Source organism: Pseudomonas sp. SK, from assembly GCF_012975065.1.
GTDB classification, from domain to species: domain Bacteria; phylum Pseudomonadota; class Gammaproteobacteria; order Pseudomonadales; family Pseudomonadaceae; genus Aquipseudomonas; species Aquipseudomonas anuradhapurensis.
Genome location: NZ_CP051857.1, coordinates 3,677,027 through 3,690,289, shown reverse-complemented (window position 1 = coordinate 3,690,289; position 13,263 = coordinate 3,677,027). Strand labels below are relative to the sequence as shown.

Sequence of the window (13,263 nt, the reverse complement as noted above, 5' to 3'; positions counted from 1 at the left end):
GGACCACTCGCCTAATCATCTTGTTATGCGCCGACCACGATCGGCCCGGCCTGGATTGGCTTGGCCAGGTCCGGGCGCAGGGTGTCGCCAGCGGATGCTGGAGCGACCCCGGCCTCGAACTCGGAGCGGAAGTATTTGATGGCACTGCCCAACGGCTCGACGGCACCCGGTGCGTGAGCACAGAAGGTGCGGCCTGGGCCGAGGAAGTTGACCAGGCCCAGCAGGGTCTCGATGTCTTCGGCGCGGCCCTGGCCTTTTTCCAGTGCGCGCAGCATCTTCACGCTCCACGGCAGGCCGTCACGGCAGGGCGTGCACCAGCCGCACGACTCGCGGGCGAAGAACTCTTCCATGTTGCGCAGCAGCGAAACCATGTTGATGCTGTCGTCCACCGCCATTGCCAGGCCGGTACCCATGCGGGTGCCGACCTTGGCGATGCCACCGGCGTACATCTGCGCGTCGAGGTGCTCGGGCAGCAGGAAGCCGGTACCGGCACCGCCTGGCTGCCAGCACTTGAGCTTGAAGCCGTCGCGCATGCCGCCGGCGTAGTCTTCGAACAGCTCGCGGGCGGTGACGCCGAACGGCAGTTCCCACAGGCCCGGGTTCTTCACCTTGCCGGAGAAGCCCATCAGCTTGGTGCCGTGGTCTTCGCTGCCTTCGCGGGCCAGCGACTTGTACCAGTCGTTGCCGTTGGCGACGATGGCCGGCACGTTGCACAGGGTTTCGACGTTGTTGACGCAGGTCGGCTTGCCCCACACGCCCACGGCGGCAGGGAAGGGCGGCTTCGAGCGCGGGTTGGCGCGGCGGCCTTCCAGCGAGTTGATCAGCGCGGTTTCTTCACCGCAGATGTAGCGGCCGGCACCGGTGTGCACGAACAGCTCGAAATCGAAGCCGCTGCCGAGGATGTTCTTGCCCAGCAGGCCGGCGGCCTTGGCTTCCTCGATGGCGCGGTTGAGGTTTTTCGCTGCGGTGGTGTATTCGCCACGCAAGAAGATGTAGCCACGGTAGGCCTTCAGGGCGCGGGCGCTGATCAGCATGCCCTCGACCAGCAGATGGGGCTGTTGCTCCATCAGCATGCGGTCCTTCCAGGTGTTCGGCTCCATTTCGTCCGCGTTGCACAGCAGGTAGCGGATGTTCATGGATTCGTCTTTGGGCATCAGGCCCCACTTCACGCCAGTGGGGAAGCCTGCGCCACCACGGCCCTTGAGGCCGGAGTCCTTGACGCTCTGCACGATGTCGTCGGCCGACATCTGCGCCAGCGCCTTGCGCGCCGCGGCATAGCCGTTCTTCGACTCGTACTCGGCCAGCCAGACCGGCTCGCCGTCGTCACGCAGGCGCCAGGTCAGCGGGTGGGTTTCGGCCGTGCGCGCGATGCGGTTGGCCGGGCCGAAGGAAGTAATGGTCATACGTAACCCTCCAGCAGTTTGGAAACGCCAGCCGGCTGCACGTCACCGAAGGTGTCGTCGTCGATCATCAGCGCCGGGGCCTTGTCGCAGTTGCCCAGGCAGCACACCGGCAGCAGGGTGAAGCGACCGTCGGCGGTGGTCTGGCCGAGGCCGATGCCCAGCTCGCTCTGGATCTGGCTGACCACCGACTCATGGCCGCCGATGTAGCAGACCATGCTGTCGCACACGCGGATGATGTGGCGGCCGACCGGCTGACGGAAGATCTGGCTGTAGAAGGTGGCCACACCCTCGACGTCGCTGGCCGGGATGCCCAGTACTTCGCCGATGGCGTGGATGGCACCGTCCGGTACCCAGCCACGCTCCTTCTGGACGATCTTCAGGGCTTCGATGGACGCCGCGCGCGGGTCCTCGTAGTGATGCATTTCGTGCTCGATGGCCGAGCGCTCGGTTTCGCTCAGGGCGAAACGGTCTGTCTGGATAAGCGTGCTGTTCATGCTTAGCGGTCCACGTCAGCCATAACGAAGTCGATACTGCCCAGGTACGCAATGAGGTCGGCGACCATGCTGCCTTTGATCACCGAAGGGATCTGCTGCAGGTGCGGGTAGCTCGGGGTACGGATCCGGGTGCGGTAGCTCATGGTGCCGCCATCGCTCGTCAGGTAGTAACTGTTGATGCCCTTGGTCGCCTCGATCATCTGGAACGACTCGTTGGCCGGCATGACCGGGCCCCACGAGACTTGCAGGAAGTGCGTGATGAGGGTCTCGATGTGCTGCAGGGTGCGCTCTTTCGGCGGCGGCGTGGTCAGCGGGTGGTCCGCCTTGTACGGGCCTTCCGGCATGTTGCGCAGGCACTGGTCGATGATGCGGATACTCTGGCGCATCTCCTCGACACGGACCATGCAGCGATCGTAGGCATCGCCGTTGTGGGCCAGCGGTACTTCGAACTCGAAGTTCTCGTAGCCGGAGTAGGGGCGGGCCTTGCGCAGGTCGAAGTTGCAACCGGTGGCACGCAGGCCGGCACCGGTAGTACCCCAGGCCAGGGCTTCCTTGGTGTTGTACGCGGCAACGCCGATGGTACGGCCCTTGAGGATGCTGTTCTGCAGGGCGGCCTTTTCGTACTCGTCGAGGCGTTTCGGCAGCCATTCGACGAAGTCCTTGACCAGCTTGTCCCAGCCGCGCGGCAGGTCGTGGGCGACGCCACCGATGCGGTACCAGGCCGGGTGCAGGCGGAAACCGGTGATCGCCTCGATCACGGTGTAGGCGCGCTGGCGGTCGGTGAAGGTGAAGAATACCGGGGTCATGGCGCCGACGTCCTGGATATAGGTACCCAGGAACAGCAGGTGGCTGGTGATCCGGAAGAACTCGGCCAGCATCACGCGGATGGTGTCGACCTTCTGTGGCACCTTGATGCCGGCCAGCTTCTCGACCGCGAGCACGTACGGCAGGTTGTTCATTACCCCGCCGAGGTAGTCGATACGGTCGGTGTAGGGGATGAAGCTGTGCCAGGACTGGCGCTCGGCCATTTTCTCGGCGCCACGGTGGTGGTAGCCGATGTCCGGTACGCAGTCGACGATTTCTTCACCGTCCAGTTGCAGGACGATACGGAAGGCACCGTGCGCCGAAGGGTGGTTGGGGCCGAGGTTGAGGAACATGTAGTCCTCGTTGGCGCCCTGGCGCTTCATGCCCCAGGCTTCCGGGTTGAAGCGTGCCGATTCCTCTTCAAGCTGCTGCTTGGCCAGGGTCAGGCTGTAGGGATCGAACTCGGTGGCGCGGGCCGGGTAGTCCTTGCGCAGCGGGTGGCCTTCCCAGGTGGGCGGCATCATGATGCGGCTGAGGTGCGGGTGGCCGGCAAAGTCGATGCCGAACATGTCCCAGACTTCGCGCTCGTACCAGTTGGCGTTCGGCCAGATACCGGTCACGGTCGGCAGGTTCAGGTCGCCTTCGCTGAGCGACACCTTGATCATCACGTCGCTGTTACGCTCGATCGACAGCAGGTGGTAGAACACGCTGAAGTCGGCGGCTGGCAGGCCGCGGCGCTGGGTACGCAGGCGTTCGTCGACGCCGTGCAGGTCGTACAGCATGCTGTACGGCTTGGCCACGCCGCGCAGGAAGCTGAGCACTTCCTTGAGCTGCTCGCGCTTGACCCACAGCACGGGCATGCCGGTGCGGGTTTCCTGGGCGACGAATGCTTCGGCGCCAAAACGGTTGTGCAGTTCGACGACCACATCCTGGTCGTCTGCCTTGTAGGGCGGAATGAAAATAGCGTTGTCCGCTGTCATGGTCTCGGTCGCTTTGGGTCAACGTTAAGAATGAAGCCAGGCCGCCGGCTCCAGGGGAGCGGGCGGCAGGTCGCTGGATCAGACTTCGTCGGGGCTGCGCAGGTTGGTTACGGCGATGCGCTGCTCACGACGCAGGTCCTTCTGGGCTGGCATCTCGGCACGGTAGATGCCTTGATCACCAACAACCCAGGAAAGCGGGCGTCGTTCTTGGCCGATCGACTCCTGCAGCAGCATCAAGCCTTGCAGGAAAGCCTCAGGGCGCGGCGGGCAGCCGGGCACATAGACGTCCACGGGGAGGAACTTGTCGACCCCCTGAACGACCGAGTAGATGTCGTACATGCCACCGGAGTTGGCACACGAACCCATGGAAATGACCCATTTCGGCTCGAGCATCTGCTCGTACAGGCGCTGGATGATCGGCGCCATTTTGACGAAACAGGTACCGGCGATGACCATGAAGTCGGCCTGACGCGGCGAGGCCCGGATGACTTCGGCGCCGAAGCGGGCGATGTCGTGGGGTGCCGTGAAGGCCGTGGTCATTTCCACGTAGCAGCAGGACAGGCCGAAGTTGTACGGCCAGAGGGAGTTCTTGCGACCCCAGTTGACCGCGCCACGCAGCACATCTTCGAGCTTGCCCATGAAGATGTTCTTGTGGACCTGGTCCTCCAGCAGTTGATCGGTGACGGTTTCCCGTTCACCGACCGGGTACTGCTCGTTGGGCGCATCCGGATCGATTCTGGTGAGATTGTATTGCATGCCAAAGCCTCATTGTTTCAGCTTCGCTTGCCGCTTGCGGCGACCTTCGGGAGCCCAATCAAGTGCCCCGACGCGCCAAAGGTAGACAAGACCTGCCAACAGAATTGCTATGAAAACGAGTGCTTCGACGAATCCGGTCCAGCCGCTTTCGCGGACGGACACAGACCATGCAAAGAGAAAGAGGGCTTCGATATCGAAGATCACGAACAGCATCGCGACCAGATAGAATTTGGCGGACAGGCGCAGGCGGGCGCTGCCGACGGGCAGCATGCCGGATTCGAAGGGTTCGTTCTTGGCGCGGCCCCAGGCCTTGCTACCGAGCAGGCTGGACAGGCCGAGCATGAAGGCGCACAAGCCGACGACACCCAGGAGGAAGATGGCAAAGCCCCAGTTGTGGGCGATGAGTCCTGCCGAATCGGACATGCTAGAAATCCTTATACAGAGACCCAGCTCTGCAGTCTGAAATAAGTGTAGAGCGGCGACCTGGTGTCGCACGTGCAGTGACCAAATGTCGCAGCTGAATCAATCGCGCTGATTTTATGGGTAAACCCGGTGCAAGTAAAATTTCTGTCGCAAATTTATTCGTAGGATTAAGTACAAAACCCGCGCGTAACCGGCTGAAAGCCTTGAGGTTAGGGCATTGCATGCGGTTTTGTTAATTATGTTTCTTGCCGCTGGTAACGAAGGACAAAGTTCGTAATGATAATTGATATCATTTGAACTGATCCCTGATAATTCGGCTGTCCTGGACCTTGAAAAGTTCATCTGGCGGTTGCCCCTACTTGCAAACGCGAAAAACGCCTGTTCTAGCAACTTCCGACACCGCTCGCACCGCTCTGGGTCAATACTTTACCGATTGGCCGATGACTGGCCGATGAAGCGATTGCCCACTGGCCGAGCCAGTAGGTGAGGATGATCAGGTACGGTGCGGCGGCAAACGGGCTGACGAAGCGGTCGATGCCGATCAGGCTGTCGGAGCAGACGAACAGGCCGGCGCCGAGCGCGGCCAGGCCACCACGGGCCAGGGAGCGCCAGAGCATGGCGCTGATGGCCAGGGCGTACACTGCGACCGGGATCAGCAATGGGCCGAGGCCGTGGCTGGCGAGTACGCCGAACAGGGTGATGCCGGTGAGGGCGCTGAACAGCAATGCGGGCAGGGCGGGGCGCAAGGTTTGGCCGCAATAGGCGCGCAGGTAGGCCAGGTGGGCACAAAGAAATGCGACCAGGCCGAACACGAACAGGTCGGCGGGGATGGCCAGCAGGATGTCACCGAGTACCGAGAAGGCCAGGCCGAGGGTGATCCAGCGGCGATAAGGTGTGGCGGGAGCGCTACGCAGCCAGGCGATCAGGGCAAGTACCGGGATCGGTTTGGCGAGCAGGGCGAGCAGGGTGTTGTCGCTGGCCAGTGCACATATATAGAGGGCGGCGGCGGCCAGGGCGATTGTGGTCAGGTGGCTTGGACGGGGCATGGGCGGTCCTTGCGGCTGGGCTGCCACAAGCATAGACCTGATCCCGGGTTTTGCTTTGGCCTGTACCGGCCCTTTCGCGGGCATGCCCCCTCCCACAGGATCACCTCGGTCTTCAGGAATTGCGCAGTACTTGTGGGAGCGGGCGCGCGCGCGAAGAGGCCGGCGCAGGCGCTGCCGAATTTCGGCATAAAGCAGATTTGTCCCCTTCCATGTAGGCCATTTCCCAAACATACTCTTGCCGCCTTTTTTCCGTTGCTGCTGCTCTGGCGGCGCTCTAGTCTCGGCATGTCGTTGCTCACAACGATACGGCTTTGACAGGCCGAAACTGAAAGAAGGTGCACTCGCTTTGCCTCAATGGCGGCTATGCGTGTGGGCACGTTCGCGTGCGCCGGTCTTTCTTTCTTTCCACCGGTCTGTCAACCCGCGCATAGCTGCCACCCAACCGTTTGACAGCGGGCGGATGGTAGCCAAACAGGAAAGAAAGGAGCGAGTCATGCTGAAAGTTGTCCCCGATCCACCCCATAACCCCCATTCCCTCGAAGACACCCTGATCCAGGCCACCGACTATGCACTGTGCGCGGCGACCGTGGTGCATCAGGCCTTGCTGCTGCAACCCAAATCACCGGCCTCGATCCTGATGATGACCTCGATGCATGAGCTTGAGGCCCTGCGGGCTTTGCTTGAGTCGGCATTGATCCAGGCGCAGATGCACACAGAGCCTCGGACTTTGCACTAAGGCTTGTTTGATGTGTTGTCTGGGCGGGCCTCTTCGCGGGTAAACCCGCTCCCACAGGTTCATCACAAGCGCCAAGATTTGCACAGCACCTGTGGGAGCGGGTTTACCCGCGAAAGGGCCGGCCCAGGCAGTAGAGAATTTTCAGGGAATTGAACAATGACCACAGAAGACACCCAATTCACCGTCGGCAAAACCACCTTCTACCAAGGCGAGAACGGCACCCACCCACTGTTCCGCATCGAGCCAGGCATTTCCTGCCGTGACGCCCGCGAGCAATCTTCGGAGCTGATGGGCTACGTGCGCGAACTGACCATCACCGGCCTGATGGAAGAGAAGCCGATGATGATCTGGGCCGCCCACTACCTGAGCGCGATGGCCAAGGCGCTGATGGATGATGCCGAGCTGGGCATGAAGCACTGAGGTATCGCAGGACTGCGCGATCATCCCTGTACTCCTGGTGGGTTTGGTGCAGGCAAAAACAAAGGCCCAGGGCTTTCTCAAGCCCTGGGCCTTTATTCAACCGCAACCCACTATCAGTGGAACTGCTCTTCCTCGGTCGAACCGGTCAGTGCGGTCACCGACGAAGCACCACCCTGGATAACGGTGGTCATGTCGTCGAAGTAGCCGGTGCCCACTTCCTGCTGGTGCGCCACGAAGGTGTAGCCTTTGCTGGCATCGGCGAATTCCTGCTCCTGCAGCTTCACGTAGGCGGTCATGTCGTTGCGGGCGTAGTCGTGCGCCAGGTTGAACATGCCGTGCCACATGTTGTGGATGCCAGCCAGGGTGATGAACTGGTGCTTGTAGCCCATCGCCGACAGCTCGCGCTGGAACTTGGCGATGGTCGCGTCGTCCAGGTTCTTCTTCCAGTTGAACGAAGGCGAGCAGTTGTAGGACAGGATCTGGTCCGGGTATTCCTTCTTGATCGCTTCGGCGAAGCGGCGGGCTTCGTCCAGGTCCGGCTTGGCAGTTTCACACCAGATCAGGTCGGCGTACGGGGCGTAGGCCAGGCCGCGGGCGATGGCCTGGTCGAGGCCGGCGCGTACCTTGTAGAAGCCTTCGCGGGTGCGCTCGCCAACCACGAATGGCTGGTCGTACGGGTCGCAGTCGCTGGTCAGCAGGTCGGCGGCGTTGGCGTCGGTGCGGGCCAGGATGATGGTCGGTACACCCGACACGTCAGCGGCCAGGCGCGCGGCCACCAGCTTTTGCACAGCTTCCTGGGTCGGTACCAGTACCTTGCCACCCATGTGGCCGCATTTCTTCACCGAAGCCAGCTGGTCTTCGAAGTGCACGCCGGCAGCGCCTGCCTCGATCATGTTCTTCATCAGCTCGTAGGCGTTCAGCACGCCGCCGAAACCGGCTTCGGCGTCCGCCACGATCGGCGCGAAGTAATCGATGTAGCCGTCGTCGCCCGGGTTCTTGCCGGCTTTCCACTGGATCTGGTCGGCACGGCGGAAGGCGTTGTTGATGCGCTTGACCACGGTCGGCACCGAGTCGACCGGGTACAGCGACTGGTCAGGGTACATCGACTCGGCCGAGTTGTTGTCGGCGGCAACCTGCCAGCCCGACAGGTAGATGGCCTGGATGCCAGCCTTGACCTGCTGCACTGCCTGGCCGCCGGTCAGGGCGCCCATGCAGTTGACGAAATCTTTTTCTGGGCGGAAGGACGGGTGGGCACCTTCGGTGACCAGCTTCCACAGTTTTTCTGCACCCAGGCGGGCCAGGGTGTGCTCCGGCTGCAGGGAGCCACGCAGGCGAACGACATCAGCGGCGGTGTAGGTACGGGTCACGCCTTTCCAGCGCGGGTTCTCGGCCCAGTCTTTCTCGAGGGCTGCAATTTGCTGTTCGCGTGTCAGTGCCATGGAAATAAACCTCGTCGCATCGATCTTGGGGTAATTGTGCTGATGCTCGGGGCCGATCAGAGAAGCTGGCGGCTGTCCTGTTCGAGGAAGTGCGGCGGCGAACGCGAAGGCTCGAAGGGGAAGGGGATGCAGGCCAGGCGCAAGGAACTCCGGCAGGTCGGCTCGTGGTTGCCTTGCTGCGGTGCTACGCGATTGCCAGTACTGCGGTGATGCGCTTCCGTCCCTCGGGACAACTTCTTCGTTGCAGTCGCAATCCCGTCGAACCGCCTTGTGGGCCGTATAGACACGAGACGCCTCCAGGGGTGGGAGGAGCGCGCCTCGAAGGCCCTTGCCAGGGCCCCTGATTAGCGGGAGCGAGGCCATCATGCCCTTGGCAAAAAGACCCTGTCAAATGTTTTGTAGTGCTTTTTTGTGCTTACTACATCTTTGGTCTAATACGACTCGGCAGTCAGTTTCAAGGCCTTTGGTCGAGGCCTTGAATTGCCTGGGATCAGTCGACGAGGTCGACTTTTACCCGCAAAGTCATGTTTTCACCGCGCTGGGTGCTGTAACTGTGGCTGGAGGCACTGCGCTCGGCTTGGCTCTGCTGGTTGAACCCGGCCAGGGTGATCCATTCACCGAGCTTGCCGGTGACCGTCGTGTCGGTGCTCTGCACTTTCACTACATCGGCACGTTCCTGGCTGATACGGTCATTATTGGTGCTTATTTGCAGACGAACCGTATCGCCGCTCAGGCTTGGCGTAACGTAGAAACCCTGGGTCACGTTGCGGTATTCGGTGTTGCTCTGGAAGCGCCCGTAGCTGTCGGTGCTGGTGCTGGTAACCGGGATGCTCTGGCCAACCTGGATCAGCGCCGGCTGGCCTTCGCTGGCCTGCACCTGTTGCATGCCACCGTCGCGGTTGCTGGTGCCGTAGTGGATGACGCGCGCGTTACCGCGGTTGTCCTGGAAGTTGCTGTCATTGTTGTCGACGCTGATCAGCAGGCGCTTGGGGGCAGTGTCCAGTTGTTGCAGCAGGGCGCGCAGGTCGTCGATGCGCTCGGCGCTGGCGTTGACGATCAGCTTGTTCTCGAAGGCAGTGACGCTGCCGTCCTTGCCGAGGAACGCCTGCGCTGCCGGCAGCAGTTCGGCGCTGCTGCGGTGCTGCAGCGGCACGACCTCGGTGGCGGCGTGGACGGTAAGGCTGGTGGCCAGCAGCAGCGAGGCGAAAAGGGGGCGTAGCGGCATGTGGATGATCTCCGCGGGTGGAATCAACATGATGGCAAATTTGTAGCGCTTGTGCCGGGCCCAGGTCACAAGTTGCTGTTCATGCCGCTGAACCTTGGCGCTGGTCGGGCAGTCGCAATGACAGGAAAGGTGGGGGGCTGATCGCATGAAGCGCCATGTCATCGTTCTGGTGGCCATTTTCAGCAGTGCCGTGTCGGCGCAGCCGGACACGCTGCGCATCAAGCAACTGCAGCGTTGCGGTGATCTGTTGGGCGAAGGCGCACAGCACTGGTGCTTGCGCGCCGAGGGCCTGGGTGCCGTTGTGCCGACGGTTCGGCTGGGTGGATCGCAGCTCGCCCCGGCCGGCGTCGAGCGGCAAGGCGACATGCTCAGGCTGACCCTGGCCAAGGACGAGCAACGCAGCGCGCCGCTGTGGCTGCAAGACGGTGAGCGGACCAGCAACGCCGTCTGGCTGAGCACGCAGCGCAGCCACGTGGTCGCCGCAGGGCCTGGCGAAGTGGCGAAGAACATGGATGGCCTGACCACCTACCTCGACCTGGTCAGCCTGTTGATCGAGGAAAAGCACGATGGCGCCGCCGAAGCCCGGCGCATTGCCGACAAGTACGGTGCCCAGGTGGTCGGTGCCATCCCGCCGCTCAATGTCTACCAGTTGCGCTTGCCGGTGCGCGACCTGGTGCAGCGCGATGCACTGGTCCTGCGCCTCGGCACTGAGGTCAGCGTGGATGCGGTGATTGTCGAAGAATCCGCCCCCGAACGCGGCGAGGAGGGTGATGCTGGCGGCCAGTCGGCCATCGACCAGGCAGACGAGTGGGCCGCCAACCGTTTCATGGATGCGTTGTACTTCTACCAGCGCCGCATCCCTGCTTCCGGGGTGCCGGTGCAGCCAGTACGGGTGGGCGTGATCGAGCGCGAGGTGGACTTTGACGCGCCGCCATTCAGCGCCTACCGGGGTGCTTGCAACAAGGGGCAGACCTGCCTGTATGGCCCCGACGGCGATCGCCCGGGCAGCCATGGCAGCCATGTGGCCGGCATCCTGGCGGCCCGGGGGCAAGGCTTCCTGCCCGGGCTGGGCCGGCACAGTCCGGGCTTCGAGGTGATTGTCGGGCGCAACTCGGATGCCGGGATCACCGCCAATATCGCTGCCTCGGTGAACCTGGTCGAAGACGGCGTGCGGGTGTTGAACTGGAGCTGGGGCATCCACCGGGTCGGGGCGAAGAACGTGCAGGGGGATGAGGTCGAGTCACTGGTGCGCTCCGGGCTGGCGATGAGTGGCTATGAAGAGTTGCTCGAAGAATTCTTCCTCTGGCTGCGGGCCAGGCATCCCGACGTGCTGGTGGTGAACTCGGCCGGCAATGGTGCGTCCTGGTCGGGCACCGATGAATACCGGCTGCCTTCCTCGTTCGTCACCGAGCAGCTGCTGGTGGTGGGCGGGCATCAGCGCAGTGACCAGGCGGTGCCGGTCGAAGACCCTCGGCATGTCCGCAAGCGCCACAGCTCGAACATCGACATGCGCGTCGATATCAGTGCTGCCGCGTGCATTCGCCCGCTCGCCGCCGATCGGCCGCACTGCGGCACGTCATACGCCACGCCGTTGGTCACGGCCACCGTGGCGACCATGCTGGCGATCAACCCGGCCCTGACCCCGCAGCAGGTGCGCATGCTGTTGCGGCGCAGCGCCCTGACCCTGGGCGGCGAACAGGACTTCGAAGCCATGGATGCCGAGGACCTGACCGCGCCGATACTGCCTTCGGAGCGCGGCGGGCGGCTGGACCACCCCGACCTGGGGCGCTCGGCACGCCTGGACATGCAGCGGGCACTGGACCTGGCCATACAAAGCCGGGACCGGGTGCGCTGAACGGTGGCTGCTGGCAGACAAATTCCGTAACATCGCGCCCCTCGTTTTTCCCGTCCGCCCCGGACTGCACCACAGGATCCCCATGAAACCCGCCCGACTCCGCGCCGACCTGCTCGCCGGCCTGACCACTTCGTTCGCCTTGGTGCCCGAATGCATCGCGTTCGCCCTGGTGGCCCATCTCAACCCGCTGATGGGCCTGTACGGGGCGTTCATCATCTGCACCCTGACGGCGCTGTTCGGCGGCCGGCCAGGGATGATTTCCGGCGCGGCCGGCTCGATGGCGGTGGTGATCGTCGCCCTGGTGGTGCAACACGGTGTGCAGTACCTGCTGGCGACGGTACTGCTGGGTGGCGCGGTGATGATCCTGTTCGGCTTGCTGCGCCTGGGCAAGCTGGTGCGCCTGGTGCCGTACCCGGTGATGCTCGGTTTCGTCAACGGCCTGGCGATCGTCATCGCCCTGGCCCAGCTGGAGCACTTCAAGCAAGCTGGGCAATGGCTCAGTGGTACCCCGCTGTACCTGATGGTCGGGCTGGTGGCGCTGACCATGCTGGTGGTCTACCTGTTGCCGAAGCTGACCCGCGCGGTGCCGCCGGCGCTGGTGGCGATCCTTGGCGTCGGCGTGCTGGTGTACCTGCTCGGCCTGCCTACCCGCACCCTGGGCGACATGGCGCAGATTGCCGGCGGCCTGCCGCAGCTGGCCCTGCCCGACGTGCCGTGGAACCTGGAAACGCTGAAGATCGTCGCGCCGTATGCGCTGCTGATGGCCATGGTCGGCCTGCTGGAAACCCTGCTTACCCTCAACCTGACCGATGAAATCACCGAAAGCCGCGGCTTCCCGGACCGCGAATGCGTGGCCCTTGGCGCGGCCAACATGGTGTCCGGGCTGTGCGGCGGCATGGGCGGTTGCGCGATGATCGGGCAGACGGTGATCAACCTCAGCTCCAATGGCCGTGGGCGGCTATCGGGGGTGGTGGCCGGGGGCATGGTGCTGTTGTTCGTGCTGTTCCTGGCCCCGCTGATCGAACGCATTCCGCTGGCAGCGCTGGTCGGGGTGATGTTCGTGGTGGCGCAGCAGACCTTCGCCTGGGCGTCGCTGCGGGTGTTGCACAAGGTACCGCTGAACGATGTGCTGGCGATCATTGCGGTAACCGTGGTCACGGTATTCACCGACCTGGCCGTGGCGGTGCTGTTCGGCATCATCATCGCCGCGCTGAACTTTGCCTGGCAGCATGCGCGGGAGCTGTATGCCGACAGCCATGAAGACGGCGAGGGCGGCAAGCATTACCGGCTGCATGGCACGCTGTTCTTTGCCTCGACCACCGCGTTCCTCGAACAGTTCGACAGCGCCAACGACCCGGCCCGAGTCACGCTGGACTGCCAGCATCTGAGCTTTGTCGACTATTCGGCAATTGCGGCTTTGCAGACCTTGCGCGAGCGCTATGCCAAGGCCGGCAAGCATCTGCGTGTGGTGCATTTGTCGGAGCGCTGCAAGAAGCTGTTGAAGCGGGCGGGGGAGCAGCACTGAGAAGGGTTGTTGCCTGTGCTGGCCTCTTCGCGGGCGCGCCCGATCCCACAGGGATTGCATAACCCTTGAACTGCGCCCCTGAGGTTGGATTTTTGTCCAACATCAGGGGCGCACCTCACCCTTGTGGGAGCGGGCATGCCCGCGAACAGGCCGGTGC

At 63.1% G+C, this 13,263-nt stretch carries 12 protein-coding genes; 4 read left to right on the top strand and 8 right to left on the bottom strand.

The window, feature by feature from the left end:
- Positions 1-23: 23 nt before the first annotated feature.
- The 6 genes from nuoF to HG549_RS17000 all read right to left on the bottom strand — a co-directional run bounded on the left by nuoF (position 24) and on the right by HG549_RS17000 (position 5,906).
- Entirely contained in the window at positions 24-1,403 is a 1,380-nt protein-coding gene (nuoF, locus tag HG549_RS17025; protein WP_170030736.1) for an NADH-quinone oxidoreductase subunit NuoF, read from the bottom strand.
- Positions 1,400-1,897 (bottom strand): NADH-quinone oxidoreductase subunit NuoE, encoded by a 498-nt coding sequence (nuoE, locus tag HG549_RS17020; protein ID WP_003251433.1) that lies wholly within the window; start codon positions 1,895-1,897, stop codon positions 1,400-1,402. Before nuoE ends, nuoF begins: the two co-directional genes overlap by 4 nt.
- 2 nt (positions 1,898-1,899) lie before the next feature.
- Complete coding sequence (gene nuoC, locus HG549_RS17015) at positions 1,900-3,681, bottom strand: NADH-quinone oxidoreductase subunit C/D (RefSeq protein ID WP_170030734.1); 1,782 nt, start codon at positions 3,679-3,681, stop codon at positions 1,900-1,902.
- A 78-nt stretch (positions 3,682-3,759) separates the two neighbouring features.
- Complete coding sequence (locus tag HG549_RS17010; RefSeq protein WP_003251429.1) at positions 3,760-4,437, bottom strand: NADH-quinone oxidoreductase subunit B family protein; 678 nt, start codon at positions 4,435-4,437, stop codon at positions 3,760-3,762.
- Positions 4,438-4,446: 9 nt separating this feature from the next.
- Entirely contained in the window at positions 4,447-4,860 is a 414-nt protein-coding gene (locus tag HG549_RS17005; protein WP_003251427.1) for an NADH-quinone oxidoreductase subunit A, read from the bottom strand.
- Positions 4,861-5,243: 383 nt separating this feature from the next.
- Positions 5,244-5,906: a lysoplasmalogenase gene (locus HG549_RS17000; protein WP_170030732.1), complete on the bottom strand. Its 663-nt coding sequence runs from the start codon at positions 5,904-5,906 to the stop codon at positions 5,244-5,246.
- Between the two features lie 493 nt (positions 5,907-6,399).
- Here HG549_RS17000 and HG549_RS16995 point away from each other — a divergent pair, with 493 nt between their 5' ends.
- Both HG549_RS16995 and HG549_RS16990 read left to right on the top strand, forming a co-directional pair.
- Complete coding sequence (locus HG549_RS16995) at positions 6,400-6,642, top strand: hypothetical protein (protein ID WP_170030730.1); 243 nt, start codon at positions 6,400-6,402, stop codon at positions 6,640-6,642.
- Between the two features lie 156 nt (positions 6,643-6,798).
- The gene (locus HG549_RS16990; RefSeq protein WP_170030728.1) at positions 6,799-7,062 is read left to right on the top strand and encodes a DUF3077 domain-containing protein; all 264 of its coding nucleotides are present in this window, start codon (positions 6,799-6,801) and stop codon (positions 7,060-7,062) included.
- 113 nt (positions 7,063-7,175) lie between these two features.
- Here HG549_RS16990 and aceA read toward each other — a convergent pair whose 3' ends face one another.
- Positions 7,176-8,501: an isocitrate lyase gene (aceA, locus tag HG549_RS16985; protein WP_170030726.1), complete on the bottom strand. Its 1,326-nt coding sequence runs from the start codon at positions 8,499-8,501 to the stop codon at positions 7,176-7,178.
- A 490-nt stretch (positions 8,502-8,991) separates the two neighbouring features.
- Positions 8,992-9,726, bottom strand: coding sequence for a secretin N-terminal domain-containing protein (locus HG549_RS16980; protein ID WP_256665941.1), 735 nt, complete (start codon positions 9,724-9,726; stop codon positions 8,992-8,994).
- Between the two features lie 145 nt (positions 9,727-9,871).
- Between HG549_RS16980 and HG549_RS16975 the strand changes: the two genes are divergently transcribed.
- Together HG549_RS16975 and HG549_RS16970 are read left to right on the top strand one after the other, a co-directional pair.
- Positions 9,872-11,581: a S8/S53 family peptidase gene (locus HG549_RS16975; RefSeq protein WP_170030722.1), complete on the top strand. Its 1,710-nt coding sequence runs from the start codon at positions 9,872-9,874 to the stop codon at positions 11,579-11,581.
- Positions 11,582-11,663: 82 nt separating this feature from the next.
- The gene (locus HG549_RS16970; RefSeq protein ID WP_170030720.1) at positions 11,664-13,106 is read left to right on the top strand and encodes a SulP family inorganic anion transporter; all 1,443 of its coding nucleotides are present in this window, start codon (positions 11,664-11,666) and stop codon (positions 13,104-13,106) included.
- Positions 13,107-13,263 lie beyond the last annotated feature (157 nt).